This is a genomic window from Williamsia sp. R60, assembly GCF_054063855.1.
Map to the genome: position 1 here is coordinate 686701 of NZ_JBSSGR010000002.1, position 23764 is coordinate 710464.

Consider the following 23764-nt stretch of genomic DNA (forward strand, 5'->3'; position numbering starts at 1 on the left):
TCTCGGCGGGACAACACGAACGAGTCAGCTGAAGGTCTTCTTCAGGTGGTCCACCACTGCACCGGCGTCGATGCCGCGCTCGGCGTATCCGAGGTACCCGTCGGGGCGGATGACGTACAGGGACCGCTCGCCCGGGCCGTACGCCGCGGCGAACATTCCATCGGAATCGGTGATGACGGGCAGCAGGCTCGGCCCGGGATCGACTCCTGGGGCAACCACCAGGTACGTGTCGAGCAGGTCGTGGGCTGCACCGGCCGCAGTTGCCGCGACATCTTCCAGCGCTGTGAGGTCGTCGATGCCGGAGATGTTGTCCACGTACAGGATTGCGGTGTGCCGGAGGCGATCGAGAAGCGAGAACAGTCGGAAGGAACCGCTGACGGCCGGTCGGGTGAGGCCCGTGGAGTCGGGCGCCCGCAGACCTGCAGCGACGAGTGCCCGCCCGGCCGGGGCGTCTCCGAGGATCGGGCTGCCGGCGTAGTCGATGAGGAGCTGGGCCTCACGTTTGATGATGTGGGTCAGGTCGTCGGAGTCGGCGCCGATGCCCTCGCGGGCGCTGCGCACGGTTCTCCCGACCACCTCCTCGCCGATCGGACGACGCTCGGCGTCGTAACTGGCGAGCAGGTCGGGCGACGCATGCCCGGCGACGGCCAAGGCGATCTTCCAGGCCAGATTGTGGGCATCCTGGATGCCGGTGTTCATGCCCTGCGCGCCGGTCGGAGGATGGATGTGGGCGGCGTCGCCCGCGACGAAAACCCGCTGTGTGCCATACGAATCGACGATGCGATGACTGATGCGGAACACCGACGACCACCGAAGGTTCGTGGCGCGGGTGGGCTCGGGCGCAAGCCGGTCCAGGACCTCCTGGATGTGGTGCAGTTCGGGCGGTCGACCGGCTTCGAAACCGTGCGCGATTGCGCCGGGCTCGGGGGTCGTGTTCTTCGCCGTGAGTTCGTCGGGCACCAGCATCGACATGCGATAGCGGCCGCGGCCGGGCAGCGGGATGCACACGAGGAGGTCGTCGGTGACACCGTCGGTCTGATGCATGGACCGGATGCCGAATCCGGCCGGCTGATCCCAATCGACCTCGACATCACCGAGCATGTACTGCTCATCAAACGCCGCGCCCTCGAACGTCAGACCCAGGGTCTTGCGGGTGATGCTGTGCGCGCCGTCGCAGCCGATGAGATAACGCGCGTGCACCGTCTGCTCGCCGTCATCGCCGGCCAATGTCGCCCGGACACCGTCGGCGTCCTGCTCGAAACCGGTCAGACGAAGGCCTCGCTCGATCGGGAGGTCGAGGGCCGCCAGCCGGTCGCGCAGGATGCGCTCGGTGTCGTACTGGGGAATAGCGGTGAATCCAAAAGGGATGTCGTCGGGCAGTGTCAGTTCCAGTTGGCTGACGCGTTCGCCGTTGACGTACACGATCTGGCCACGCATCTGGGTGGCCGTGTCCAGGACCTGGCGCAGCACACCCATCCCTTCGAAGACCTCCAGGGTGCGCGGCTGGACGCCCACCGCTTTCGCGTACTGCGGGGGTTGGAGCAGCGGATCGACGATGCGGCACCGCACGCCGCGCCGTCTCAGTTCGATCGCGGCGGTGAGGCCGATCGGTCCTGCGCCCGCGATGAGGACGTCCGTCTCGGCCATGGGTAACCACCTGTTCTCGAGCCGCCTGAATGCACCGAATTATGCGGCAATTCCGTCTGACGCAGTGTGGTTCCGGTCACATCTGCGGTGGATAACCGCAGTTCAGTAAACCTCGGTATGGCCCGAGTGTGGACTCGGGAATTATTCGGACCGAGGTCCGTTTACACTTCACGTAGGCGAAACCACAGCTCGACAAGGGAGACCACAATGAGCACTGCAGTAAACAACGCACTCGAGACCGGCACCTGGACCATCGACCCGGTTCACTCGGCCGTCAACTTCTCCGTACGTCACCTCATGGTGAGCAAGGTTCGCGGCAAGTTCGAGAACTTCTCCGGCGCCATCACGGTCGACGAGAACGGCAACCCTGCCGTCACCGCCGAGATCGACGTCAACTCGATCAACACCGGCAACGAACAGCGCGACGGACACATCAAGTCTGCTGACTTCTTCGAGGTCGAGAAGTACCCGACCGCCACCTTCGCCTCCACCTCGGTGAAGCCCGACGGCGGCGACTACCTGCTCGAGGGCGACTTCACCCTCCACGGTGTGACCAAGCCCGTCACCCTCAAGCTCGAGTTCAACGGCGTGAACCCCGGCATGGGCAACGGCCCTGTCGCAGGCTTCGAGGCCTCGGTTGTGCTCAATCGCAAGGACTTCGGCATCGACATCGACATGCCCCTGGAAACCGGCGGCACCGTCGTCGGCGACAAGATCACCATCACCCTCGAGATCGAGGCCGGCAAAGCCGCAGCCTGACCTCACCTCGCCTGCCTGATCCCGCTGATCAGGCATCCGCCACGGCGGCCGCGACCGGATGAACCCGGTGACGCGGCCGCCGTTCGGCGTTGTGTGGGCCGTTGTAGGCCCCCGCCCTCGTCAAATTCGCGCCGCGCGCCGACGTAGCGCCCGTTACAACAGGAGCGATCGCAGGCAGGCGGCGCGAATTCCATGTGGGCGAACTTCATGTGGGGGAGCGGGTCCCGCCGAGTCCGGTCAGCAGCATGTCGACCAGTGAGGCCACGAAGTCAGCGGTCACCGGCTCGCGGTTGAGCAGCACCCGCGCATAAATCGGCGCATGGATCACCTCGACAGCGATGGAGTAGTCGGGCTGATTGTCCGCACTGAGCTCGCCGCGGTCGACGGCTCGCGCGAAGACCGTCTTGAGTGCCTCGGTCCTGGCGTCGATGATGCGCCGCCGGGCGTCGCCGAGTGGATCTATCTCCACGGGCATCGCAGACAATCTCAGCAATGCCTTCATCTGTGGGCTGGTGAGCGACACGTTGAGGTCGGCACACATCGCGATCAGGTCGCCCCGGAGCGTACCGGTGTCGGGCGCCGGTATCGATGGGTCGAGGTGGTTGATCAGCGCGTCGGTGACCAATTGCTCCTTGGTCTTCCACCGTCGGTACACCGATGTGACGTGCACGCCTGCGCGGTCGGCCACCTGCGCGATGGTGAGCCCGTCGAACCCGACGTTGAGCAACTCGTGCACCGCCGCCGACATGACCCCGTCGCGCACCGCCGCACCCCGACGATGGGAGCGCACTGGCCGCTTCGGCGAACTGGACTGGGTCACTGATCGACTCTAACGCAACTCGAGTTGCGCTATGTATACTCAGCCAAGACTTCGATCGCGATCTGGCCACGTCCGGGGGCATGATCAGCGGCGAGAGAAGGCGGAATCCGACAATGGCGCACCCGATCGGCTGGCGATCGCTGCTCAGTGGTGTCTCCGGCAAGCGTGCCGCAGTGGCCAAGTTGTCGCGTCGCAGCCGCATCGCCCGAGCTCACGCCACCACTTCACCGCTCGTCGGCGCGTCACGTGCGGTTCGACGGATCGACGAGTTCCTGATCGGGGTACCCGACCCTAGTCAAGACGGCCCGGCCAGCCGGCGGCACGTTGCGAACCGATTCCTGATCCTGGCCGGTCTCGGCCTGGTGGCCAGCAACACCTTCGCGGCCATCGAGATGATCGTGATGGTGCGGCTGGTGATGACCGGCGGTGAGTTGAGTGTGTGGGGGATGGTCGACACGTCGAATGTTCCGGTCATCATCGCCTCCGTGGTCGGCGCCCTTCTCATCGGTGGGAGCCTGAGCGCCTACCTGGTGTATCCGCAGTTGATGTGGTTCACCAAGGCCGTCGCGGCCTCGCCCGCCCGGCGACGATCGATCCAGATGATGCCGTTGCAACAGGCAAGTGCGGCAATGGTCACCTGGACAACCGGGGCGGCGATCTACATACCCTTCGGGCTGGGCGGTACCGCAGTCGAGTTCGTGGTGTTCGGCTCTGCGTTCCTGATGGCGGGAACATCTGCCGGTTGTCTCACCTACCTTCTCGTCGAACGTGTTTCGCGACCGATCGTCGCCATCGCGATGCGTGATGGAGTCCTCGCCGGGTCGCTGCTGGGCGTCCGCGAACGGCTTCTCGCCGTGTGGATCGTGTTCTCCGCGGTGCCGTTGCTGGGCATCATCGCCATCAACGTGGGCCGCGCGACGGGTTGGTTGCCCGAGAATCGCTATGTACTGGACGCCCCCACCGTCGTGCTGGCGACGTTCTGTCTCCTCGGCGGCATCCGCGCCACGTTCTTGGTGTCGCGGTCCATCACCGACCCACTGCGTGAGATCCGCGTGGGTATGGAGGAGGTGCAGGTGGCGCACACGTATCCCGTCCTCGACGTCTACGACTCCTCCGAACTCGGCATCCTGCAGCAGGGATTCAACGACATGGTCAGTGGACTCGCCGAGCGCGAGCAGATCCGCGAACTCTTCGAGCGACATGTGGGCGACGGTGTCGCCAAGCTCGCGATGGAACGCGGCGACGGCTTCCACGGCGAGAACACCTTTGTCGGAGTCCTTTTCGTCGACATCCAGGGCTCCACCCGGCTCGCTGAACGCGAAGCCCCGGACACCGTGGCGGCCATCTTGAACAGTTTCTTCGCGATCGTCGCCGATGTGGTCGATCGGCACAGCGGCTTCATCAACAAGTTCGAGGGTGATGCGGCGCTGGCGATCTTCGGGGCGCCCAGCACCGTGGACGACCCGGCAGGAGCCGCGCTCGCCGCGGCGCGCGATCTGCATTCCGAGCTCGAAGTACTGCGGCCACTGCGGTTTTCGATCGGTGTCTCGGCAGGTGTGGTGTTCGCCGGCAACATCGGCGCGACCACGCGGTACGAGTACACCGTGGTGGGGGACGCCGTCAACGAGTCGGCACGACTGTCCGAGGCCGCCAAATCAGTGCGTTCACACGTGCTGGCGAGTGGTTCGGCGCTTGCGGCGTCCGAGGTCGAGGAGGGAGAGTGGCACTCGATCGGGTCGCTGGTGCTGCGTGGGCGCGCGGAGCCCACCAAGCTGTACACCGTTGCCCTGGCGAAGGATTCGGAAGAGTGGAACCTCCGGACACTGGTCGAGGGTGCACTGAAGATACCGGCGACGGTGCTGGGGCTGCGTCCCCGACGATGAGATGTTTCGAACTAACCGAGCGGGACCCGAACGAAGGTAGGTTGTGAGAATGAGCTGGAACACATCGGATATTCCTGACCAAACCGGACGAACATTCTTCATCACCGGAGCGAACAGCGGGCTCGGTGAGCAGAGCGCACTCGCGTTGGGCGCAGCGGGTGCGCAGGTGATCCTCGCCTGCCGCAACGTCGCCAAGGCGGAGCCGGTCGCCGCGCGGATCGGCGACAACGCGACGATCACCGAACTCGACCTGGCGAGCCTGGACTCGGTTCGCGCATGCGCCGAGCGGACGGGCCCGGTCGACGTGCTGATCAACAACGCCGGCGTGATGGCAGTCCCGCAGGGGCGCACCGCGGATGGTTTCGAAATGCAGTTCGGCACAAATCATCTCGGGCACTTCGCGCTCACCGGTCTGCTCTTGCCCAAGGTGTCCGATCGGGTGGTGACGTTGTCGTCGTCCATGCACCAGATCGGCAAGATGAATCTCGAAGACCCCAACTACCGCCAGCGTCGGTACTCGCGGTGGCCGGCCTACGGTCAGTCCAAACTGGCCAACCTGCTGTTCGGGTATGAGTTGGCCAAGCGTCTCACGGCGGTGGGCTCGCACGTGAAATCAATTGTGGCGCACCCCGGTTACGCGTCGACGGAGTTGCAGTCTCACACCGAGTCGATCTGGGATCGCGTGATGGCGCTGGGTGGCTCGTACGTCGCCCAGTCCGCTGCCGACGGCGCACTTCCGCAGCTGTATGCGGCAACGTCACCGCAGGCGCGTTCGGGTGCGTTCTATGGCCCGACCCAGTTGGGCGGGATGCGCGGCGCACCCGGCCCCGCCAAGTCGAACAAGCGATCACACGATGAGTTGATGGCAGCCGGACTGTGGGACCTGTCCGAATCACTCACCGGGGTCGAGTACTCGTTCGAGCAGGTATCGCGCTAGTTCTTCTCACAGCACACCACGCGGCCGGAACTGCACGCTGACACGAGGCCCCACACCGGTGGTCTTGGGCACCGCGTGCTCCCACGTGCGCTGACAGCTGCCGCCCATGACGAGCAGGTCGCCGTGGCCGACGGTGAACTTCAACGACGCGCCGCCGCCGACCGGACGTAACAGGAGTGGCCGGGGTGAGCCGAGGGACACGATGGCGACCATCGTGTCCTCGGTCTTGCCCCGGCCGATCTTGTCTCCATGCCAGGCCACACTGTCATTTCCGTTGCGGTACAGGCAGAGTCCGGCAGTGGCGAACCCCTCGGGTAGCTCGCGGCGGTAATGATGGCCGAGGGCGTCGCGACATCTGTCCAAGAGGGGATGCGGCAGTGGCGCATGTTCCCCGTAGTGGCACAGCAGACGGGGCACATCGAGTACTCGGTCGTACATCGTGCGCCGCTCGTCGCGCCAGGGCACGTCGGCAGACAGGCGGTTGAACAGTTCGTCCGCGCCGACTATCCAGCCGGGCCGTAGGTCCACCCAGGCGCCGTGGGTGAGCGGGCGCCTGACCACTGCGCTTCCCAGCTCCGACAGCGCCGGGTCCGTGGATACTTCCTCGAACAGCGAGGCCTGGCGACCGGCATTCATGGTTTCAGGATAACTCGTATCGAACACGCGTGCGAATAAAATGATTGGCGAGACTGTCAGACCTTAGGTAAAGTAACTCTTTACCAACGACGGTTCGTCGCCGACGAACGCGCCATCTGCCAGAAAGAGTCATGTCGAGCGCATCGCGCCCATCTTTGTCCAGCATCACCAGCGAACAACCGCGAGCGGGGCTGACCCGGCGTTGATTGTCCTGACCATCGCTCTCGGTGTCGGCGTCGTCCTGCTCATCACCGCGTTGACCGGCTATTTTGTTGCCCAAGAGTTCGCTTTCATGTCGGTTGACCGATCCCGTCTCAAGGCCCGGGCCGAGGCAGGTGATGCGGGCGCCGCCCGCGCGCTCGAGGTCACCCGGCGCACATCATTCATGTTGTCCGGGGCGCAGCTCGGGATCACCGTGACCGGCCTGCTGGTCGGCTATGTCGCCGAACCGCTCATCGGCCGGGGATTGGGTGAATTGCTCGGCGGAGTCGGCATCCCCGCCGGCGTAGGTATCGCCGTCGGCGCGGTCGTCGCGGTGGTGTTCTCGACCTTCGTGCAGATGCTCTTCGGTGAGCTGTTCCCGAAGAACCTCGCGATCGCGCGCCCCGAACCCGTCGCGCGCCGGCTTGCCCTGTCGACCACCATCTACCTCTCGCTCTTCGGTTGGCTGATCTGGTTGTTCGATCAGTCATCGAACCTGTTGCTGCGAGCCTTGCGCATCGAGCCGGTGCACGACGTGGAGCACTCGGCGACCGCTCGCGACCTCGAGCACATCGTCGCCAGGTCTCGCGATGCCGGCGAGTTGCCCGCGGAACTCTCCGCGCTGCTCGACCGGATCCTCGACTTCCCCGATCGCACCGCCGAACACGCGATGGTGCCGCGCGCCCGGGTGGACACCGTGCGTGCCGACACCCCGGTGACGCAGGTGCTGACAACGATGGGGACCGGCCACACGCGTTACCCCGTGGTCGGTACGACTTCCGATGATCTGCTGGGTGTGATCGATCTACATGACCTGCTGTCGGCGCAGCCGGACGGTGCCGACGCTGCGTCCTGCATGCGCGAAGCGGTGATCGTACCCACCAGTCTTCCTCTGCCGCAGGTGGTCTCGCGATTGGTGGGCGCATCGGCGGAGATGGCACTCGTGGTGGATGAGTACGGCGGATTCGCCGGAGTGATCACCCTCGAGGACATCGCCGAAGAACTGGTGGGTGACATCGCCGACGAACACGACGACGGTCACGTCGCAGTCAGCGGGTCGCGCGAGGACGGCTGGACGATCGCCGGGGATGTGCACCTCGACGAGCTGGAACGCCTGGTGGGACATCGAATACCGGAAGGCGATGTCGAAACGCTCTCGGGTTTGGTGGTTTCCCACTTCGCCGACTTTCCCGCCGTGAACGACGTTGTTGCCATCCCACTTTCGCCCGACCCGGCCGACCTGGTCGATGAGTCGACTCCGGCCCCGCGACTTTTGAAGGCGCAGGTGCTGGCCATCGACAACCGGGTTCCGTCATCGCTTCTGGTGACGATCAGCGGTTCGGAGATCCACTCATGAGTAGTCCATGGATTGTCCTGGCCATCACGGTGGCGTTGATCGCTGCCAGTGCCTTCTTCGTCGCCGTCGAGTTCGCACTGATTGCTGCGCGCCGGCACCGACTGGAAGACGCCGCACCCGACAGCCGCTCGGCCCGCGCTGCCCTGCGCAGCGCTTCCGAACTGTCGGTGTTGCTGGCGGGCTCGCAGTTGGGCATCACCGTCTGCACCCTGGCCCTCGGTGCGGTGACCAAACCCGCTGTGCACCACTGGCTCACCCCGCTGTTCGATGACTGGGGCGCCCCGCGGTGGCTGGCCGACGTGGCCGGGTTCGTTCTGGCTCTCATCATCGTCACGTTCCTGCACCTGGTTGTGGGTGAGATGGCACCGAAGTCATGGGCCATTGCTCACCCCGAACGATCGGCCACGCTGCTCGCCTTGCCGATGAGGGGTTTCATGGTGCTGACCCGGCCGATCTTGTTGGCGCTCAACCACATGGCGAACTGGTTCTTGGCCAAGGTGGGAGTCGAACCGGTCGACGAGCTCGAGTCCGGGCAGGACTCGGCAACGCTACGGCACCTCGTCGAGCACTCGGCGACGGTCGGCACGCTCGACGAGCGCTACCACGGCCAGTTGATGGCCGCCCTGGAGTTGGAGAGCGTGACGATCGGGGAACTGCTGACGCCGGGCAACGAGCCGGTGAGTGTGCGAGCCGATGCCACCGTGGCGCGGGTTCGTGAAGCCGCCACCGGCAGTGGACATCTGCGGATCCTGGTCAGGGGCCGTCAGACGGTGGAGGGAATGGTCCACGTGCGCGACACCATCGGGGTGCCGCAGAGCAGTCCTGCTCTGGAGCTGATGCGCCCGGTGCTGACCCTGCCCGGGACAACCCCGGTCTACGAGGCGCTGCAGCGGGCCAAGGCCGAGAGCAACCACGTGATGGTGGTCGTCGACGACAACAACCGTGAGCCGGGAATCCTCACGGTGAACGATGTGCTGCTGCGGTTGCTGCCGGTGGGCGCCGACGTCTGATCGCGAATCGGCGCCTGATCAGGTATTCGACCGTCAGGACAGGGCGCGAAGGCGCTCGGCTGCCTGTTCGATCACGGCGTCCTCCTTGGCGAACGCGAACCGCACCAGATGGGTCCACTGTTCGGGGTGGTCGACGAACGCGCTGACCGGGACCGCGGCGACCCCGATGCGAGCGGGCAGATCGCGGCAGAACTCGGCGCCGTCGTGGTAACCGAGTGGCCGGGGGTCGGCGCAGACGAAATAAGTGCCCTCGCTGCGGTGGACGCCGAAGCCCACGTCCGTCAGCGCGGCGGAGATGAGGTCGCGCTTACGCTGCAACCCGGCCGACGATCGCCGGACCCATTCCATCTCCGTGCCCAGGGCGACGGCGATTGCCGGCTGGAACGGACCGCTGCCGACAAAACTCATGAACTGCTTGGCGGCTCGGGCAGCTGCGATCAACTCGGCCGGACCGCTGATCCACCCGACCTTCCAGCCGGTGACGTTGAAGGTCTTGCCTGCCGATGACACCCGCAACGTGCGCTCGCGCATCCCGGGCAGCGTGGCCAGAGGAGTGTGTACCCGCCCGTCGAACACCAGGTGCTCGTAGACCTCGTCGGTCAGTACCAGCACGTCGTTGTCGATGCATACCCGGGCGACGGCCCTCAGATCCTCATCGGAAAGCACTGTGCCGGTGGGGTTGTGCGGACTGTTGATCACCACCATGGCCGTCTCGGGGGTGACGGCCGCATGAAGGGCATCGTGGTCGAGTGCAAAACCGTCGCCATCAGTGATCAGAGGGATGGTCACCCGCTCGGCACCGGCCATCGCTGTCGCGGCGGCGTAGGCGTCGTAATACGGCTCGATCATCACCACCCGTTCGCCGGGCTCGACCAGCCCGATGATGGCTCCGGCGATCGCCTCGGTGGCGCCGACCGTGATCAGTACCTCGGTGGCCGGATCGTACTGCAGGCCATAGTGATCGAGTTGGTGCTGGGCCACCGCATCCCGCAGGGCCGGGATGCCTGGACCGGGCGGGTACTGGTTCTGGCCGGTCGCGATGGCCTCTTGTGCCGCGGCGAGCATCGCCGCCGGGCCGTCGGTGTCCGGGAATCCCTGACCGAGATTGATGGCATCGTGCTCGGCCGCCAGCTGCGACATCTCGGCGAAGATGGTGGACGAGAACGGCTGTAGGCGCTTGACCGTCCGCATGCGGGCTCCCGGCTTTGTTTCGCTGGTCATCGGAAGAGTGGTGTCCCGGTGAGCTTGTCCGGATTCGACAGGTCGTACACCGCGACGATCTTGCCGCCGCTGACGGCCAGCGCCGTCACCCGCCGATGCAGGGGGCTCTGTTCACGGATCCCGGCGTCGGTGAGCAGGCCCATTTCGCCGTTGATCAACACGGGACGCGTGTGGCGGGTCATCTCGCTGCCGTATCGGGTCATCACGGTGGAGAGAAGTCGCAGGACGGTGGCCGAGCCGACGATCGGGCCGGTTGCCGACCTCGTGACCCCGTTGCTGTCGGCAAAGTACGTCAGATCCGGGTGAGCAAGTGCGGCAAGCGATTCCATGTCGCCCAGCGTCAACGCGAGCACGCCTTGCGCGACCACCTCGTTGTGGTCTTCGATGCTGTCGGGCTGCAGCGTGTCGGCCATCAGCTCGGCACCCTTGTCGGCGAGCCGGTTGACCTTGTCGGCCGAGATGGCCAGTGCACCGGCGATCTGTCCGGCGTCTGTTCCGAAACAATCCCGCAGCACATACGAGATGCGGGTGGTGGGGGACAGTGCTTCCAGGGCCACCATCGTGGCCAGGCGTGCGCCGTGGCCTGCCACGGCCGACGCCAGCGGGTCCTCGAACGAATCAGGTTCGAGGACAATGGGTTCGGGAAGCCACGGCCCGGTGTAGCTCTGTTTGCGTACTGCAACCGCCTGCAGTGCCGCGAGGGCGGCCCGCACTGTGCGGACCAAGCGGTCTGCCGGGTCTGAGGTGGAACCGCCGTCGGCCGCTATGCCGAGGGCAGCGACAACACTGCCGGTGAGCCGATAGCCGACCGACAACAGCTGCGGGTCACTCCGCTCGAACGTCGCAGTGGACACCTCGACAGCTTACAGTTTGCCGATCGTCAGATGCCCATTGCCGGTGGTTCCACCCCCGCGTCGTCGGCCGATGCACGCCCCCCCCAGATCGCCGGCCAAACAACGTCAGCCCAAAGATCGTCAGCCGACGGCGGGTCCGAGCAGATCGTCGGCATCGGTGATCCGGTACGCGTACCCCTGCTCGGCGAGGAACCGCTGGCGGTGTGCCGCGTAGTCGGCGTCGACCGTGTCGCGGGAGACCACCGAATAGAAGTGCGCCTGACCACCGTCGGCCTTCGGGCGCAGCAATCGCCCGAGCCGCTGAGCCTCTTCCTGGCGAGAACCGAATGTGCCCGACACCTGGACCGCGACCGACGCCTCGGGGAGATCGATCGAGAAGTTCGCGACCTTCGAGACCACCAGCGTCTGGATCTCGCCGGTGCGGAACTTCGCGAACAACTCCTCGCGCTCCTTGTTCTTCGTCGACCCCTTGATCACGGGCGCGTCGAGGGCAGCGCCGAGTTCGTCGAGCTGGTCCAGATAGGCGCCGATGATCAGTGTCTGAGAGTTCTTGTGCTGCTCGAGGATCGACTTCACCACATTGATCTTGGTGTGCGCCGTCGAACAGAGTTTGTACTTCTCCTCCGGCTCGGCGACCGCGTATTCGAGGCGCTCGTTGTCGGTGAGTGTCACCCGAACCTCGATGCACTCGGCGGGAGCGATCCAGCCCTGCGCCTCGATGTCCTTCCACGGCGCGTCGTAGCGCTTGGGCCCGATCAAACTGAAGACGTCGCCTTCCCGGCCGTCCTCACGCACCAAGGTGGCGGTGAGACCGAGGCGGCGCCGCGACTGCAGGTCCGCCGTCATCCGGAACACGGGCGCGGGCAGCAGGTGGACCTCGTCATAGATGATCAGCCCCCAGTCGCGGGAGTCGAACAGATCAAGATTCCGGTACTCGCCCTTGGATTTGCGGGTCATCACCTGATAGGTGGCGATGGTGACAGGGCGGATCTCCTTGCGCTCACCCGAGTACTCACCGATCTCTTCTTCGGTCAGCGACGTCCGTGCGATGAGCTCGCGCTTCCACTGCCTGCCGGCGACCGTGTTGGTGACGAGGATCAGCGTGGTCGCCTGCGCCGTGGCCATCGCGGCCGCACCGACCATGGTCTTCCCTGCACCACAGGGCAGCACAACCACACCGGAACCACCCGCCCAGAACGACTCGGCAGCCAGCTGCTGGTAGTCACGCAGCTCCCAGCCGTTCTCGTCCAGCTTGATCTCGTGGGCTTCGCCGTCGACGTACCCGGCGAGGTCCTCGGCAGGCCAGCCCACCTTCAGCAGGATCTGCTTGAGACGGCCGCGCTCGGAGGGATGAACGATGACCGTGTCGTCGTCCACCCGGGCGCCCAGCATCGGCGCCACCTTCTTGTTGCGCATGATCTCGACCAGCACCGCGCGGTCGAAGCTGACCAGGGTCAATCCGTGCACCGGACTCTTCACCAGCTGTAGCCGGCCGAAGCGGCCCATGGTGTCGACGACATCCATCAGCAGAGGCTGCGGCACCGCGTAACGGGAGAACGTGACCAGCGCATCGACCACCTGCTCGGCGTCGTGCCCGGCGGCACGAGCGTTCCACAAGGCGAGTGGTGTCACCCGGTAGGTGTGCACGTGCTCGGGAGCCCTCTCGAGCTCGGCGAACGGCGCAATCGCGGCCCTCGCCTCGGCAGCCTGGGGGTGGTCGACCTCCAGTAGAAGGGTCTTGTCCGATTGCACGATCAACGGTCCGTCAGTCACAAGGAACCATTCTCCTCAGAAGCAGCAGTTTGTGCCACGAGCGGTGGCCGGGGGATCGAGAGCTGCTACATGTGGCAACTCGCTTCGTGATCAACAGTCAACAGGCCACCGAACTTCCCGGAGGCCTCGGCCCGTGGTGGCCGCGCGGAATCAGTCGACGATCTCCACGCTGGTGATCCGGTGAAGTGAGAACCGGTGTTCGTCGTTGCTGCCCGGGTCCAGGGCGATCACCTGGCCGGCGCCGATCATCCGGGGCACGACCACGTGCTTGGACGCGAAGCCCTCGGCGTTGACGTACCCCAGGCGTACCGACTGCTTGTTCGCCAGCGCGGTCTGCAGCAATGCGGTCGCTGGCAGGCCGCCACCGGTCACCGATGACCCTCCGGCTCCGGCCGCGGTGAGCGTGGCTGCGTTCGCCGCGTCCTGTGATCGCATGTGGCTTACCACCGCAGCCAATCGATCGCGAGCGGGTGAGCTGAGCGACGGCTTGCGTGCCGACGCGCGTCGTTCCCGTGGGGTCGGCAGCCGAGCCCCTCGCGTACGCAGGTCCACCAGTTCACCGGCCGAATCCTCGCCCGCCGGGGCGAATCCGCCCGCCCGCAGGATGTCGAGGACGTCGATGATGGGGTCGTCGCACACTGCGACGGTCGGGGCCAGTGCGCGCAGCGACAACTGTTCGGCCACCGGTGAATTGAGCACCGCCGCGAGCGTGGTCGGGTCCTCGCAACGGATGAACGTACTGGCCACGCCGACGCGCAGCTGTCCGTGCTTACGCGCGACATCGTCGATGAGATACGAGAGTGATTGCGGCACAGGGGTCTTCGAGTGGGACGTGAACAGTGTCATCAGCTCGGTGCCGGTACGGCCCGCATCGAGCGCGCGGCGAACCGACGACTCCGACACCCGGTACACCGAGGCCGCGCCACCGGACTCCAGGTCCGCGACCAGAGCCAAATCGGCGGCGAGTTCCGGGGTCAGCGGTCCCGGGGCGGTCACGGTCAGATCCGCCTGAGCCAAGAAGAAGTCGATGGGAGCGGGGATGGACTTGGCCATCGCCGCGACCGTCGCGGCCTCGACCTCGTCGGGTGTACCGGTTGCGATGAGTTCGCGGCCCGCCGACGTCAGGGCACCGTGAGCCACCAGGCCCAGCGACTGGGCCTCGGCGAGTGTCTCGATGATCGTCGACTGCGGCATGCGGCGAAGCCACCGGGGATGGCGCCACGCGATGTGCCTGCCCAGGGCGACCGGCGTGACGTCGGCCCCGGGTTTGGCCTCGGCCAGCGCCTGGAGCACGAGTAGCCGCTCGGCCCGGGCAGCACCTTCGGGCATCGCACCGACCAGCGCGCCGATCAACGTGCCGTCCGGGGTGCGTCCGCCGATCTGCCACGGCCTGCGGTGCAGATCCAGCCACCCAGAGGCGATGGAGAACCATCGGCGCTCGGGTGCCTGATGCGACCAGCTGTCGATGGACGTGGTCGGGGCCCACGACGGTTCGAGACCGTCCGACGGGTCGGGCACGGGGAATCCGGAATCGATGAGGCGGAGCCCGGCGAGTACCTCGATGACCAGGCCGACCCGTTTCTCGTCCACGGACAGGGCCTTGGCGAGTCGACGGATCTCCCGGACGCCCATGCCACCGGCGCGCAGAACCGCCGCCGGGTGGGCGCCGAGGGTCTCGATGGCGTCGGCGCTGTGCCGCAGGAACTCGAGCGCTTCGCCCCCGGCCGCGGCATCGACCTCGGCCAGCCCGACCTTGCGTCCACCGCCACCGGAGAGCTCCGGCGGCCGCAGCTCGAATGGCTCGGCTGGATCCTCGCCGCGGATGAGCTGGCCGATCACCACCGGCAATTCGACGGTCTGCTCATCGACCACCAGCAGCAGTCCCTGATGGACCAACCTTGGGACCGGCCGATCCGACTCGGGTCCGAGCCCGGCGTCGCGGGTTCGACCCAGGCCGGGTCCCGACGCCAGCGTGGACAACAGGTCACGCTCCCGTTCGCCGAGGGCGTCGATCTTCGCTCGGATCTCGGTGAGCGACAACGCGTTGACAGGGGCGGTCGCAAGACGTGAACGCCACGGCCACGCCGCAGCCATGTGCGGTCCGGTGACCAGCGCAGCGGGCGATCCCCACAGCAGCGCGAGGTCGACGAGGTTGTCGATGCGCGCCCGGATCGCGTCGGGTGCGGCGCGCTCCGACAGCGCCTCGACGATGGCGTCGGTGGACACAGGCGACAGCCCACGGGTCTGTTCGGATCGTGAACCCAGTTCCGCGATGGTCTCGAGCACCGCCACCGCCAGCAGGTCCAGGTCTTCGCCACATCGGTTGATCGAGGCCGCCGACATCGCGCGCTGCGCAAGCACCTCGACCCCGGGTGGGGGAGGGCTGGCCAGATCCGGCCTGGACTGCAGGAGATCGAGCAGTTGGTCGTCGTCGCGGCGGGCGAGGTCGTCGGCCAGACTGATTGGCTGGTCGGGGCTCATCCAGTAGATGATATGCGGGCCACTCATGGCAGAATGACGCCCGTGGCTGAAAAGAAGAAGTACGTCGATAATGGTTGGCCCGAGGTTCCCGAGGGTGAGCACGCCGTCAGTGAGTTCGCCGCGCACGTCTCCGGCGCTCTGTCACCGTTCGGTGAGGTCACCTTCCCGCTCCCGGTCGACGACCTGCCTTACCTTCACCCGCGAACCACCGTCAATCGCTGATCGGTGAGCGCGCCGACCGACCGGCCCGGCCCTGGACGTCTCAGCCATCTCGACGAGGCGGGGGCGGCGCAGATGGTCGATGTCGGCGGCAAGGCCGCCACCACGCGTAAAGCGCTGGCCACCGGGGTTTTTCGCACCACCGCCGACGTGATCTCGCTGTTGTCGACGGGCGGGTTGCCCAAAGGGGATGCGCTGGCAACGGCCCGCATCGCCGGCATCATGGCCGCCAAGAAGACCCCCGAGCTGATCCCGCTGTGCCATCAGGTCGCGCTCAGCACCGTGAGCGTCGATTTCGAGCTCGGCACCGACTTCATCGAGGTGCGCGCGACCGCGGTCACCACCGACCGCACCGGCGTCGAGATGGAAGCCCTCACTGCGGTGGCGGTGACCGGACTCACCCTGCACGACATGGTCAAGGCGGTCGATCCGCGCGCGCAGATGACCGATATCTGCCTCCAGGAGAAGACCGGCGGCAAGAAGGGTCACTGGACCCGGGACAACCGGCCGGTTGACGAGACCGGTTCTGCGGACGGAGGGGTCTGATGTCTGATCCCCACGCCGCCGACCCCCGCACTGCAGTGGTGGTCGTGGCCTCGACGCGCGCCGCAGGTGGTGTGTACGCCGACCGCTCGGGGCCGATCATCGTCGAATGGTTGCGCGACCGCGGGTTCGTGGTGAACGACCCGGTGGTGGTTCCCGACGGTGACCAGGTCGGCGCAGCACTCCGAACAGCAGTCGGAGATGAGACGGCTCTGGTCCTCACCACCGGTGGCACCGGTCTGAACCCGACCGATCAGACCCCCGAACAGACCGCCGCGGTCATCGAACGCGAAATACCCGGTCTGGCCGACGACATCCGCAACAGCGGGTTGCCCAAAGTCCCCACGGCCGTCCTGTCGCGGGGCACGGCCGGTGTCGCGGGCCGTACCCTCATCGTCAATCTGCCCGGTTCCACGGGTGGTGTCCGTGACGGCCTCGAAGTTCTCGCACCTGTGCTCACCCACGCCCTGGACCAGATCAACGGAGGCGACCACTGATGGCTGCCATCGTCGCCCGTGCCGTGGTCACCGAAGAGGCTCTGTCCACCGCCGACCATGAGGCCCTCGCCTCCGAGGCGGCAGGCGGAAAAGCTGGGGCCATCGTGAGTTTTGTCGGCGCGGTGCGCAATCACGACGGCGGCCGCGACGTCACCGCACTGAACTACAGCGCGCACCCGACGGCCGGCGAGGTCGTCGAGAAGGTCGTGGCAGAGATCGCGGCCGGGGCCGACGGCGTACGTGCGGTCGCTGTGTCGCACCGGGTGGGGCCACTGGCCATCGGTGATGCGGCGCTGGTGGTGGCCGTGGCAGCCGATCATCGCCAGGCAGCCTTCGCGACCTGTGCGCTGCTGGTCGACGAGGTCAAGGCCCAACTCCCGGTGTGGAAACACCAGATCTTCGCCGACGGCACCGACGAATGGGTTGGCTGCGCCTGACCAGAGTGCCCCACCCGCCCGGAATTGGTGGGTTCGGGCGGGGTCGACCTGGGCAAATGCTTGCCCGAACCCACCATCATCGGAACATGGAAAAGGGCCCCGCACGGACTCATGGTCGCGTGCGAGGCCCTTCGTCTGGGCTCCCCGAGATCAGGGGAGGGGCAGGATGTCCCGGTACTGGTTGTAGAACGCGATGGATCCGGCGTCGAGGTCACCGGCCGCGTTGGCCTGGTCGATCAGCGCATGAACGGTGGGATCGTTGAACACGGACTTCAGGTCGTTCGCGATCTCGTCGGTCTGAGCCGAGAGGTCCGAAGCCTGGGGCGCAGCCGGTGCTGCGGGGATCTCGAGGCTGGGCGCTGCAGCGGGAGCGTTGCGCGGGGTGGCGCCACTCAGGCCGGTGCCGCAGGTCGGCCATGCGCCGGGTCCCTGGCTGGCGAGGACACGCTCGGCGACAGCGATCTGCTGCTCACGGGTTGCCTGGTCGGCGGAGGGGGCGAACTCGCCGCCGCCGTGGCCGGTCCAGGTGCTGGGGCTGAACTGCAGTCCACCCTGGTAGCCGTTGCCGGTGTTGATGGCCCAGTTGTTACCCGACTCGCACGAGGCGACCTGGTCCCACTCGGCGTCGGTGGCTGCACCGGCGTTGCCGCCGCCTGCGAAGGCGAGGGTGGCGCCGCCGCCGATGACGGCAGAGGTGAGGGCGAACTTGGCGATGGTGCGACCAGTGGTGGTCGGCTGACGATGACGTCCGGACATGAGTTGTACTTCCTCTCTCCACGCGCCTACGAAGTCAGCTGTCGGGTTCGAGCGAGAGGTTGCTCGGTCCGCTTGCGCGGGCTTCACCCCAAGGGCTCCGATTTCTCGGAACCCGGTGATCTCCAGGAGATGTTGGGTCCCCCGTCCTCGTCCCTGAAATGCGTTTGGAGTTTCTCGGTTCGCGGGACGAGGTTGGGCGCGGCGAGCCGGGAATATTCACTTGCGGTCTGGCCGATCAGGTCGACCGAGACAGACGGTACGGGTTAATCAGTGGTTACACATAACTTCTTCGACGGCCTTTTCGACGTGTCGGCGGGCCCGTTTTCGGCGGTTTCGGCATTACTGCTGCTCATCGGTATGACAGTCGTCCTGTGTCCGTACCGTAACCCAACCGTTATGTGAGCAACGTCACAGCCTCATCCGAAGGAATGAGACGCGGATGTGGGTCGAATGACCCGTTGCTGCGCACGGTCAGATGCGCTCAACCGCCCGCGAACGGCGGCAGGACGTCGACGGTGTCGCCACTCGAGAGCACCCGTGAGCGGTCCCGAACGGCGACGGACTCATGCAGATATGAGCATCTCTCGAGCACTTCAGCCAACTGTGGATTGCTTTGACCCAATTGGATTTCCAGATCCGCAAGAGTGGCTTTGTCAGTGAGTTCGACCACACTTTGCTCGACACCCGCGGCTGCTTGGGCGGCGGCAAAGAACCGGACGCAGATACGCATAGTCAGCCCCCGATCGCCGACATCGACCGTGCGGGCTGGAGGAAGCCTGGCTCGTTGACGCCATGGCCCGGGAGCTTGCCCCACGTGGACTGTCGCCACCGCAGCGCGATTTCCTGATCTGTAGCGTGAGTTGACTTCAGCAAACCGCGTAGGTCCGTCTCCGAGGTGGCGAACAGGCAATTGCGAAGCTGTCCGTCCGCGGTGAGCCGGGTCCGGTCGCAATCGCCGCAGAACGGGCGGGTCACGGAGGCGATGACCCCGACTCGGGCAGGCCTCCCGTCGAGCCCGGTATGACCCTCCACGATCCAGCGTTCCGCCGGGGCCGACCCACGTGCCACGTCGTCGGGCCGCAGGTCGAAGTCCTGCTGCAGGCGGGCGAGGATCTGGTCGGCGGTGATCATCGAGGTGCGTGACCAGTGGTGTTCGGCGTCCAGCGGCATCTGCTCGATGATCCGCAGTTGGTAGCCCTTGTCCAGGCACATCTTCAGGAGCGCAGCGGCGTCGTCTAGGCCGCCGGCGGTGTCGAGCACGGCATTGACCTTCACCGGGGTCAACCCGGCGTCGGCGGCGGCCTCGAGGCCTGCCAACACGTCGGGAAGGCGGTCGCGACGGGTGATGGCAGCGAACTTGGCGGCGTCGACGGTGTCCAGGGATACGTTCACCCTGTCCAGGCCGGCAGCTGCCAATCGTTTCGCCTGCCGGGCCAGGCCCAGTCCATTGGTGGTCAGCGCGATCTCGGGTCGGGGGTCAAGGGCGGCAACCGCTTCGATGATCTCCGGGAGGTCCTTGCGCAGCAGTGGCTCGCCGCCGGTGAACCGGACGGCTCGTACTCCGAGTTCGCGCACGCCCACCGAGACCGCCCGCACGATCTCGGCAGCTGTCAGTACGTCGTCGCGATCGAGCCAGTCGAGGCCTTCGGCGGGCATGCAGTACGTGCAGCGCAGATTGCAGCGGTCGGTCACCGAGACGCGGAGGTCGCGAACAGCGCGCCCGAAGGTGTCCACCATGGGACCGCTGGTGGGCATGACGGCGTCTGTCCCGACGGGCGGGCGGACGGATAAGCCGGCTGGCATACCCAGAGCGATGGCGGTCACCTGTACAAGCCTACGGTGATCGCCCGATCGAGGTCGGATCCCCGGGGAAAACTGACTACGGTCGTTTTCTGATGGGCGCCGAAGTCGTGGTTGCTACGCCCGTCTTTCCAGCGCCCGGAACGCACTGGCGTGGAACACGAGCGGCTCCTGCGACGGGTCGGCGCGCAACGCCTCGACCTTGAGCAGGACCAGGCTGTGATCGCCGGCCGGTATCTCGTTGTAGATGGTGCACGAGAGCTGGGCCACCGCTCCGCCGACGAAGAGTGCGCCGTCGTCGGTCGTTTCCACCCGCAGCCCGGTGAATCGCGCATCGGCCCGGCCCGCGAGCTGCTTGCACTCGGCGTCCTGATCATGGGCGAACACCGACAGCCCGATGACGGGAGCGCTGCGCAACTTGGGCCACGTCGTCGATTCGTTCTGAACGCAGAGCGACACCAGTGGCGGGTTGAGCGATACCGTGGCGAACGAGCTGGCGGCCATGCCGATGGGGTCGCCGTCGCCCTGGTGGCATACCGCGACCACACCGGTCGGAAAGCAGCTGTATGCAGCGCGGAGTGCCGTGCCGTCACTGGTGGGAGTCAATGCTCCGTCGATTGAGAGCGTCATGTCGTCAGTCACTGTAGTGGCGACCTCGAGCCGCGGCCTTGGTGCGCAGCCGCGTTCCGATGGCGTCGCCCTGATCGCAACGCAAAAATCAGCCCGAGCAAAAAGCCGAGCGGGGCACACATGGTGAGCAGATAGACGAACAGGGGAGCGGTCTCACCGGTGATCGGCGTACTCAGAAACAGCCAGAGCAGTGCGATGACTCCGATGGCGAACAGTCCCACAGCGGCCCGCAGCAAGAGGCTGCCTTCGGCTTTGCGCATGTAGACAACGGTAGTGCAGGTCCGAGGCGGCCGAAAACCCGTGTGCTCGGGGGTTGGCCGAGGCGCTAGACTGACCGAACGCGTCCGGCTGGGCCAGTTGCCCGCAGCGGGCGCTTTCGTTTTGGGCAATGCGAGTAGATGAGGGTGAGCACAGTGCCTACCGGCAAGGTGAAATGGTACGACGCGGAGAAGGGCTTCGGCTTTCTCTCGCAAGATGAGGGCGAAGACGTCTATGTGCGCTCGTCCGCGCTCCCCGATGGGACCGAGGCGCTCAAACCCGGCCAGCGGGTCGAGTTCGGCATGGCAGCGGGCCGTCGCGGCCCACAGGCGTTGACGGTCAAGGTTCTCGATCCGGCTCCCAGCGTTGCCAAGAACACGCGGGAAGCGCGCAAGGAACAGCCCAAGCGGCACAGTCCTGATGAGCTGCACGGCATGGTGGCCGACCTGATCACGTTGCTGGAAGGCAAGATTCAGCCGGATCTGCGCAAGGGCCGATACCCCGACCGCAAGACCGCCGCCCGGATCTCCGAGGTGGTGCGGGCAGTTGCCCGGGAGCTCGAGACCTAGCAGTACTCGTGTGACACCGCTGCCGGTTCTCCAACCGGCCGGATCTTCAACCAGCCGGATTTCGAACTAGTCGGACGCTGGGACATCGACACCGTCGGGAAGGGTGTCGATGCCCCAGATCCCGCGTGGGATGAAGCCGCCCGCGTCTTCTTTCTGAGACGGCTGCTTGATCTCGATCGTCGCCAGGATCCGGTCGCGGGTCGAGGCGAGGGTGAATGTGCGTTTGCTGTCGCTGCGGTAGAAGACCTCGGCGGTGTTGTCGAACCCGTCTTTGGTGAGGTACTGCACCACGAGCGTCCAGGGCCCGACGGACAGGTCACTCGACAGCGACACCATCACCGCGTCGCCGACCTGCACGGGGATCCGCGCCGGCTTGTTGGTCGGCGATCCTTCGCAGTTCGTCACCTCGATGGAGCAATAGATCAGCGGCTCAACGGTGATCAGTGTGTTGCCGTTCGCGACATGCAGATACGGAACGTCGTTGTCCTCGTGTCCGGAGGCCAACGCGGCCACCGAGCCGCCGATGACGGCGACGAGCAACAGAACGGTGATGACGGCGATCGCGAAGAACTTCTTCTCGCCTGTGGTCAAGCGTGCGCTCATGTATCCCAACTCATCGGTCTCCGCCGCCCTTGTTCCAGGCCTCGCGGATGTGCGGATCGACATGGATTGCGCCGGTGGGCATGGTCATGTCTGGCCGCTTGCCGCCGAATCCGGGGACCAGCGTAGAGCCCCGGTTGGTGACGAAGGTCTGCACCAGGCCCAGGGCCAGCAATCCTGCGACGACTCCGAAGCCGATGGTGAGGTTCGGCGGGAGCAGCACACCAAGGGATGCGCCGAACACCCAGCTCATCTGCAGGACGGTCTCAGAGCGACCGAAAGCCGAGGCCCGGGATTCGTCCGGAAGGTCGTTCTGGATGGACGAGTCCAGGCAGACCTTGCCGATGGCGCTGGTTCCCGAGGCGACGAGCGCCGCGATGGCCACGAACAGCAGGCTGCCGAACGCTGCGGCCAATGCCGCGACCGCGACGCAGGCACCGGTCACCATCACGATGATGCGCTCGGGGTTCTTCAGCTCCAGTCGTGTGCCGGTGGCGTTCCCGATGAAGTTTCCGATGCCGGCGGCCGCGCCGACCGCGCCGAGCATGGCGACCTGGGCCCAGCCGCTGCCGCCACCCTGCTGCGACTTCGCGTAGAAGGCGATGAACAGGGTCAGGAAGCCGGTCAGGATGCGGATGGTGCCGTTGCCCCAGAGACCGACGAGTACGTTGCGGCCCAGGGGCTGACGCATCGTGGCCGCCAGGGCCTTGACCGGAGAGGCCTTCTCGCCGGATTGTTTTGCGCTCGGTGGCTGTGCGCCACCAGGCGGGGGGTACTGGGCAGGATCGGGGCGTCGCAAGGGATCGCGTGCCGGTTCACCGTGGTAGGTCAGTGTGGTGGGGACCTCGCCCGCGGTGACCTCCACCCACGACGGGATGCGCATGCACAGCACGGCGCCGGCGACGGTGATGATCGCCAGCCACACCATGGCCCCGGGCAGGTGCAGGGGAAGGACCTTGGCCAGCAACACTTCACACAGTGCTGCCACACCACCGCCGAGGATCGTTCCGCCCACCAACCCGAATGTGGTCAGTCGGGAGTTGACCCGGACCAGGTCGATGGTCGGCGGCAGGACACGCGGTGTGACGGCCGACTTGAGCACGCCGAATGACTTGGACAGCACCAACATTCCGAGTGCGCATGGGTAGAGCACCCAGGGGTCGTAGGTCAGCTGGTTCGCGGCGTCGTCCCAACCGCAGTTCGCCATCACGAGCAGGGCCAGCACGGTGCGCCCGGCGAAGGTGCCGGCCATCGCGATCCGACGGCCCCGCTGGAGTTTGTCGAGCATCGGCCCGATCAGTGGGGCGATGATCGCGAACGGCGCGATGGTCAGCAACAGGTAGAGGCCGACCTTGCCTTTGGATTCCGCGCTTGCGGCGGCGAAGAACAAGGTGTTGGCCAACGCGATCGTCATCGCGGCGTCGACCGCGAAGTTGACCACCGTCGGATAGGTCAACGCGGTCAGACCGGAACGGTCGGCACCGTCGGCGGTGGCGGCCTGATGAATCTTGCCCAGGCCCTTCGATGTCAGCTCCCGGCCTCGAAGCGCGGCAACGCGGGTGACGGTGAGTTTGCGGGGCATTGCCCGGCCGCCGGATTCCTCGCGGTGGTAGTCGGTCTCGTCCAGTGGCGGCAGATGCGGGTTGCGCGATGTCTGCTGGCGGGTGTCGTTCCGGCGGCTGTCGTCGTGAGGGGGGAACGCAGCCGTGGACGCGGGCGGCGGACCGCCTTGAGCAGGACCACCGTTGGGAGGGCCACTGGGCGGTCGCGGGCCACGCGGTGGCATGGGGGGCTGGCCGCCGCGCGGATAGGAAGGCTGACCCCCAGGACGTGGCTGGCGGGTTCCCGGCGTCGAGCCGTCCACCGGATAATTGGC

The 23764-nt window shown here is 66.2% G+C and carries 24 protein-coding genes and 1 riboswitch; of the genes, 10 read left to right on the forward strand and 14 right to left on the reverse strand.

The genetic code is table 11. The features are described 5' to 3' along the window. Positions 1 to 24: 24 nt before the first annotated feature. Complete coding sequence (locus ACVWY6_RS10145) at positions 25 to 1647, reverse strand: FAD-dependent monooxygenase (RefSeq protein ID WP_457537753.1); 1623 nt, start codon at positions 1645 to 1647, stop codon at positions 25 to 27. A gap of 207 nt (positions 1648 to 1854) precedes the next feature. On the opposite strand from ACVWY6_RS10145, the gene ACVWY6_RS10150 reads away from it, so the two are divergent. Further along, positions 1855 to 2406, forward strand: coding sequence for a YceI family protein (locus ACVWY6_RS10150; protein ID WP_023955375.1), 552 nt, complete (start codon positions 1855 to 1857; stop codon positions 2404 to 2406). 205 nt (positions 2407 to 2611) lie between these two features. Here the strand turns inward: ACVWY6_RS10150 and ACVWY6_RS10155 are convergent, their stop codons facing one another. Further along, positions 2612 to 3169 carry a TetR/AcrR family transcriptional regulator gene (locus ACVWY6_RS10155; protein ID WP_457537755.1) on the reverse strand — a complete coding sequence of 186 codons (558 nt, stop codon included), beginning with the start codon at positions 3167 to 3169 and terminating at the stop codon, positions 2612 to 2614. A 170-nt stretch (positions 3170 to 3339) separates the two neighbouring features. Between ACVWY6_RS10155 and ACVWY6_RS10160 the strand changes: the two genes are divergently transcribed. Further along, positions 3340 to 5109 carry an adenylate/guanylate cyclase domain-containing protein gene (locus ACVWY6_RS10160; protein WP_457537757.1) on the forward strand — a complete coding sequence of 590 codons (1770 nt, stop codon included), beginning with the start codon at positions 3340 to 3342 and terminating at the stop codon, positions 5107 to 5109. 49 nt (positions 5110 to 5158) lie between these two features. Then, a complete protein-coding gene (locus ACVWY6_RS10165) occupies positions 5159 to 6046 on the forward strand; it encodes an oxidoreductase (RefSeq protein ID WP_023955369.1) in 888 nt (295 codons plus the stop codon). Between the two features lie 6 nt (positions 6047 to 6052). On the opposite strand, the gene ACVWY6_RS10170 is transcribed toward ACVWY6_RS10165, so the two are convergent. Continuing rightward, positions 6053 to 6682: an alpha-ketoglutarate-dependent dioxygenase AlkB gene (locus ACVWY6_RS10170; RefSeq protein WP_023955367.1), complete on the reverse strand. Its 630-nt coding sequence runs from the start codon at positions 6680 to 6682 to the stop codon at positions 6053 to 6055. Positions 6683 to 6884: 202 nt separating this feature from the next. Here ACVWY6_RS10170 and ACVWY6_RS10175 point away from each other — a divergent pair, with 202 nt between their 5' ends. Together ACVWY6_RS10175 and ACVWY6_RS10180 are read left to right on the forward strand one after the other, a co-directional pair. Continuing rightward, on the forward strand, positions 6885 to 8240 hold the full coding sequence (locus tag ACVWY6_RS10175) for a hemolysin family protein (RefSeq protein WP_457537760.1): 1356 nt from the start codon (positions 6885 to 6887) through the stop codon (positions 8238 to 8240). Beyond that, on the forward strand, positions 8237 to 9250 hold the full coding sequence (locus ACVWY6_RS10180) for a hemolysin family protein (RefSeq protein ID WP_457537762.1): 1014 nt from the start codon (positions 8237 to 8239) through the stop codon (positions 9248 to 9250). The genes ACVWY6_RS10175 and ACVWY6_RS10180 overlap by 4 nt, the downstream gene beginning before the upstream one ends. Before the next feature lie 33 nt (positions 9251 to 9283). Here ACVWY6_RS10180 and ACVWY6_RS10185 read toward each other — a convergent pair whose 3' ends face one another. The 4 genes from ACVWY6_RS10185 to ACVWY6_RS10200 all read right to left on the reverse strand — a co-directional run bounded on the left by ACVWY6_RS10185 (position 9284) and on the right by ACVWY6_RS10200 (position 15579). Continuing rightward, complete coding sequence (locus tag ACVWY6_RS10185; RefSeq protein ID WP_457538573.1) at positions 9284 to 10441, reverse strand: pyridoxal phosphate-dependent aminotransferase; 1158 nt, start codon at positions 10439 to 10441, stop codon at positions 9284 to 9286. 26 nt (positions 10442 to 10467) lie between these two features. Then, a complete protein-coding gene (locus ACVWY6_RS10190; protein ID WP_457537763.1) occupies positions 10468 to 11325 on the reverse strand; it encodes an RNA polymerase sigma factor SigJ in 858 nt (285 codons plus the stop codon). 120 nt (positions 11326 to 11445) lie between these two features. Next, positions 11446 to 13098, reverse strand: coding sequence for a DNA repair helicase XPB (locus ACVWY6_RS10195; RefSeq protein WP_062795455.1), 1653 nt, complete (start codon positions 13096 to 13098; stop codon positions 11446 to 11448). 150 nt (positions 13099 to 13248) lie between these two features. After that, positions 13249 to 15579, reverse strand: coding sequence for a helicase-associated domain-containing protein (locus ACVWY6_RS10200; RefSeq protein ID WP_457537765.1), 2331 nt, complete (start codon positions 15577 to 15579; stop codon positions 13249 to 13251). 33 nt (positions 15580 to 15612) lie between these two features. Between ACVWY6_RS10200 and ACVWY6_RS10205 the strand changes: the two genes are divergently transcribed. The 4 genes from ACVWY6_RS10205 to ACVWY6_RS10220 are packed head-to-tail and all read left to right on the forward strand — an operon-like array spanning position 15613 to position 17275. After that, positions 15613 to 15801: a hypothetical protein gene (locus tag ACVWY6_RS10205; protein WP_023955355.1), complete on the forward strand. Its 189-nt coding sequence runs from the start codon at positions 15613 to 15615 to the stop codon at positions 15799 to 15801. 3 nt (positions 15802 to 15804) lie between these two features. Further along, on the forward strand, positions 15805 to 16344 hold the full coding sequence (gene moaC / locus ACVWY6_RS10210; RefSeq protein WP_062795457.1) for a cyclic pyranopterin monophosphate synthase MoaC: 540 nt from the start codon (positions 15805 to 15807) through the stop codon (positions 16342 to 16344). Beyond that, a complete protein-coding gene (locus tag ACVWY6_RS10215; protein ID WP_457537768.1) occupies positions 16344 to 16838 on the forward strand; it encodes a MogA/MoaB family molybdenum cofactor biosynthesis protein in 495 nt (164 codons plus the stop codon). Before moaC ends, ACVWY6_RS10215 begins: the two co-directional genes overlap by 1 nt. Continuing rightward, positions 16838 to 17275, forward strand: coding sequence for a molybdenum cofactor biosynthesis protein MoaE (locus ACVWY6_RS10220; RefSeq protein ID WP_457537770.1), 438 nt, complete (start codon positions 16838 to 16840; stop codon positions 17273 to 17275). Before ACVWY6_RS10215 ends, ACVWY6_RS10220 begins: the two co-directional genes overlap by 1 nt. Before the next feature lie 150 nt (positions 17276 to 17425). Here ACVWY6_RS10220 and ACVWY6_RS10225 read toward each other — a convergent pair whose 3' ends face one another. From ACVWY6_RS10225 to ACVWY6_RS10245, 5 genes are all read right to left on the reverse strand, one after another. Further along, a complete protein-coding gene (locus tag ACVWY6_RS10225; protein ID WP_062795460.1) occupies positions 17426 to 18031 on the reverse strand; it encodes a transglycosylase family protein in 606 nt (201 codons plus the stop codon). 7 nt (positions 18032 to 18038) lie between these two features. Then, positions 18039 to 18211, reverse strand: a riboswitch (cyclic di-AMP (ydaO/yuaA leader). Positions 18212 to 18512: 301 nt separating this feature from the next. Then, positions 18513 to 18761: a MoaD/ThiS family protein gene (locus tag ACVWY6_RS10230; protein WP_023955345.1), complete on the reverse strand. Its 249-nt coding sequence runs from the start codon at positions 18759 to 18761 to the stop codon at positions 18513 to 18515. Positions 18762 to 18763: 2 nt separating this feature from the next. Continuing rightward, positions 18764 to 19855, reverse strand: a complete 1092-nt coding sequence (gene moaA, locus ACVWY6_RS10235) for a GTP 3',8-cyclase MoaA (protein ID WP_030169594.1) — start codon at positions 19853 to 19855, stop codon at positions 18764 to 18766. Between the two features lie 93 nt (positions 19856 to 19948). After that, positions 19949 to 20461, reverse strand: a complete 513-nt coding sequence (locus ACVWY6_RS10240) for a flavin reductase family protein (protein ID WP_457537773.1) — start codon at positions 20459 to 20461, stop codon at positions 19949 to 19951. Between the two features lie 8 nt (positions 20462 to 20469). Beyond that, entirely contained in the window at positions 20470 to 20721 is a 252-nt protein-coding gene (locus ACVWY6_RS10245; protein ID WP_062795462.1) for a hypothetical protein, read from the reverse strand. A 153-nt stretch (positions 20722 to 20874) separates the two neighbouring features. On the opposite strand from ACVWY6_RS10245, the gene ACVWY6_RS10250 reads away from it, so the two are divergent. Further along, positions 20875 to 21288, forward strand: a complete 414-nt coding sequence (locus tag ACVWY6_RS10250; RefSeq protein ID WP_023955337.1) for a cold-shock protein — start codon at positions 20875 to 20877, stop codon at positions 21286 to 21288. A gap of 66 nt (positions 21289 to 21354) precedes the next feature. Here ACVWY6_RS10250 and ACVWY6_RS10255 read toward each other — a convergent pair whose 3' ends face one another. Both ACVWY6_RS10255 and ACVWY6_RS10260 read right to left on the reverse strand, forming a co-directional pair. After that, positions 21355 to 21891 carry a DUF2771 family protein gene (locus ACVWY6_RS10255; RefSeq protein ID WP_051721458.1) on the reverse strand — a complete coding sequence of 179 codons (537 nt, stop codon included), beginning with the start codon at positions 21889 to 21891 and terminating at the stop codon, positions 21355 to 21357. Positions 21892 to 21901: 10 nt separating this feature from the next. Next, complete coding sequence (locus ACVWY6_RS10260; protein WP_030169605.1) at positions 21902 to 23674, reverse strand: MFS transporter; 1773 nt, start codon at positions 23672 to 23674, stop codon at positions 21902 to 21904. Positions 23675 to 23764: the final 90 nt, after the last annotated feature.

Coding starts and splice junctions, on each gene's coding strand:
- ACVWY6_RS10145 (WP_457537753.1), bottom strand. CDS start 1,647: ATGGCCGAGACGGACGTCCTCATCGCGGGCGCAGGACCGATCGGCCTC.
- ACVWY6_RS10150 (WP_023955375.1), top strand. CDS start 1,855: ATGAGCACTGCAGTAAACAACGCACTCGAGACCGGCACCTGGACCATC.
- ACVWY6_RS10160 (WP_457537757.1), top strand. CDS start 3,340: ATGGCGCACCCGATCGGCTGGCGATCGCTGCTCAGTGGTGTCTCCGGC.
- ACVWY6_RS10165 (WP_023955369.1), top strand. CDS start 5,159: ATGAGCTGGAACACATCGGATATTCCTGACCAAACCGGACGAACATTC.
- ACVWY6_RS10170 (WP_023955367.1), bottom strand. CDS start 6,682: ATGAATGCCGGTCGCCAGGCCTCGCTGTTCGAGGAAGTATCCACGGAC.
- ACVWY6_RS10180 (WP_457537762.1), top strand. CDS start 8,237: ATGAGTAGTCCATGGATTGTCCTGGCCATCACGGTGGCGTTGATCGCT.
- ACVWY6_RS10185 (WP_457538573.1), bottom strand. CDS start 10,441: ATGCGGACGGTCAAGCGCCTACAGCCGTTCTCGTCCACCATCTTCGCC.
- ACVWY6_RS10200 (WP_457537765.1), bottom strand. CDS start 15,579: ATGAGCCCCGACCAGCCAATCAGTCTGGCCGACGACCTCGCCCGCCGC.
- ACVWY6_RS10205 (WP_023955355.1), top strand. CDS start 15,613: ATGACGCCCGTGGCTGAAAAGAAGAAGTACGTCGATAATGGTTGGCCC.
- ACVWY6_RS10215 (WP_457537768.1), top strand. CDS start 16,344: ATGTCTGATCCCCACGCCGCCGACCCCCGCACTGCAGTGGTGGTCGTG.
- ACVWY6_RS10220 (WP_457537770.1), top strand. CDS start 16,838: ATGGCTGCCATCGTCGCCCGTGCCGTGGTCACCGAAGAGGCTCTGTCC.
- ACVWY6_RS10225 (WP_062795460.1), bottom strand. CDS start 18,031: ATGTCCGGACGTCATCGTCAGCCGACCACCACTGGTCGCACCATCGCC.
- ACVWY6_RS10230 (WP_023955345.1), bottom strand. CDS start 18,761: ATGCGTATCTGCGTCCGGTTCTTTGCCGCCGCCCAAGCAGCCGCGGGT.
- ACVWY6_RS10240 (WP_457537773.1), bottom strand. CDS start 20,461: ATGACGCTCTCAATCGACGGAGCATTGACTCCCACCAGTGACGGCACG.
- ACVWY6_RS10245 (WP_062795462.1), bottom strand. CDS start 20,721: ATGCGCAAAGCCGAAGGCAGCCTCTTGCTGCGGGCCGCTGTGGGACTG.
- ACVWY6_RS10255 (WP_051721458.1), bottom strand. CDS start 21,891: ATGAGCGCACGCTTGACCACAGGCGAGAAGAAGTTCTTCGCGATCGCC.
- ACVWY6_RS10260 (WP_030169605.1), bottom strand. CDS start 23,674: ATGCCACCGCGTGGCCCGCGACCGCCCAGTGGCCCTCCCAACGGTGGT.